The sequence below is a fragment of the Pseudoalteromonas sp. S558 genome (assembly GCF_005886635.1).
Classification (GTDB): Bacteria; Pseudomonadota; Gammaproteobacteria; order Enterobacterales; family Alteromonadaceae; genus Pseudoalteromonas; species Pseudoalteromonas aliena.
Map to the genome: position 1 here is coordinate 1 of NZ_PNDU01000207.1, position 1,974 is coordinate 1,974.

Annotated in this window: 2 protein-coding genes; one reads left to right on the forward strand and one right to left on the reverse strand. The window is 36.6% G+C overall.

Translation table 11 applies throughout. The features are described 5' to 3' along the window. Positions 1 to 215: 215 nt before the first annotated feature. Positions 216 to 785, reverse strand: coding sequence for a short-chain dehydrogenase (locus CWB66_RS14400; protein ID WP_138585912.1), 570 nt, complete (start codon positions 783 to 785; stop codon positions 216 to 218). A 222-nt stretch (positions 786 to 1,007) separates the two neighbouring features. Between CWB66_RS14400 and arfB the strand changes: the two genes are divergently transcribed. After that, positions 1,008 to 1,421 carry an alternative ribosome rescue aminoacyl-tRNA hydrolase ArfB gene (arfB, locus tag CWB66_RS14405; protein WP_007376712.1) on the forward strand — a complete coding sequence of 138 codons (414 nt, stop codon included), beginning with the start codon at positions 1,008 to 1,010 and terminating at the stop codon, positions 1,419 to 1,421. The last annotated feature ends 553 nt before the right edge of the window (positions 1,422 to 1,974 follow it).

Genomic DNA, 1,974 nt, shown 5'->3' on the forward strand with positions numbered 1-1,974 from the left:
GAAATAGGCAAAAAATATAGAATCTAGTTGTTCTAAATAAAAAATTTTTAACGACGTTATAGTGCAATTTAATTCGTTAAATTGATCAAAGATTTATGCAGTTTGGTGTAAGGCAAAGCATAAACTTTGTAATCACTTGCTGTTATTAAAAAATATTATATAGGTAAAAACCAAAAAGGCGGCAAATGCCACCTTTTTATATAAAGCAATACAGCTTATAAAAGAGCGAAAAGCTTTTTAAGTTGCGGCATGTATTCACTCACAAGCTCAAGATTACTTTCGCTAACAACTGGCTCACTTGATTTAGCGGCACTTGATGCATTGCCCAATGAGCCCATTAGCGAGCTAGCGCCTTTGTCTTTAACGCTTTTCATACTTTGAAAACCACCCATTAATTTATTAGCGGTTTCTTTGTTTTCGTCAGATAAACCCGACTTAAGGTTTTCGATGTAAGCCATAGACACTTCTGAGCCGACAGTAATTAGCTGTTCTGGTGTAAAACCGTAACGGCTCGTCACACCTTCAAAGCTTTTATACAAGTCGTACTCTTTAATCATACTTAGTGCACTGTTAGCTAACGAACTTTGCTCTGATGTTGTTTGATCAGCAGATGCACCTAACATGCTTCCTAAATCAATACCTTTTAAAGAATCTTGAGCGCTCGCCCAGCTTGTTACCGCAGGTAGTGCTTTCATGTAGCTTTGTAAATCACCTTCGGTGATGTCTTTTGCAAAACCAGAGAAGCTCATTGCTAACAAACTAAGTGATACGAGTATTTTTTTCATATGGGTATTTCCTATTATCGGGGGCTATTTTATAAAGCCCTAAATAAATAGGGCAGTTCAATTAGAAACTAAATACCTGCATGTGCCAACACAAAACAATACATTAGCGAATTTTACAGTACAATTCATGGGAGTTAACGAAAGTACTAGGATTTTAGTTGATTCACCCTAAGTCTATGTACAGGTGATATAATGCATTTTTAACAACGAGAGCTAAATACAATGTTAACAATTTCAAATACAGTCACAATTGATGAGTGGGAACTAGAGCTTACCGCTATTCGCTCTCAAGGTGCCGGTGGTCAAAATGTTAACAAGGTAGCAAGTGCTATACATTTACGTTTTGACATTAACCGCTCTAAATTACCTGACTTTTACAAAGAACGCTTACTCGCTTTAAAAGATTCTAGAATCACTAAAGATGGCGTGTTAATCATTAAAGCCCAAAGCCACCGAACCCAAGAATTGAACAGAGATGATGCACTTAAGCGTTTAAAAGATCTTATTTTAAGCGCAACAGTAGTAAACAAGGCTCGAAGAGCTACCAAACCAAGTCGAAACTCTCAGCGTAAACGCATGGATAAAAAAACCAAGCACGGCCAAAATAAAGCATTGCGTGGCAGTGTGAAAATTTAACATGTAAACGCGAAGCTTGCGTGTAAAAACGTAGCTTTTAAAATAACTCAATAATTAGAAGGGATTTGCAACAATATAGCGGGCTTGGTTAATTAAATCCTCTTCACTTTTGAGTTGATGCTCAAAGTAGCCTTGCTGCCAAACCTTCCCTCTAGAACAATTAAACTTATTCATTTTCACGGTGGTAATGCTTTTATATTGTTACGGAGTAAAAGTGGCTTTTTAAGGTGTATCGCCCTGTTAATAATTTTTTAGAGGAATACATAAAATTTTAATTTATTGGGTTTTTTATAAATATAGATAAAACGTGCTGTTCAACAAGTTATATTTTATAGCACTGAGGTAAATATATCGCTGTAGGCGTAGAGCTTGCTCACGCGAGAAGCGGGAGCTTCTAATTACTTAACCATTTAAAAACGGTGTTTTTATTCGCCAGCAAGCTGCGCGTCTACAGGTAATAGCAAACAATAGAACGCATTTCTTGTAGGCGTAGAGCTTGCTCAGGCGAGAAGCGAAGTTTCTAATACCCAAACTCATCATTATAAATATACAC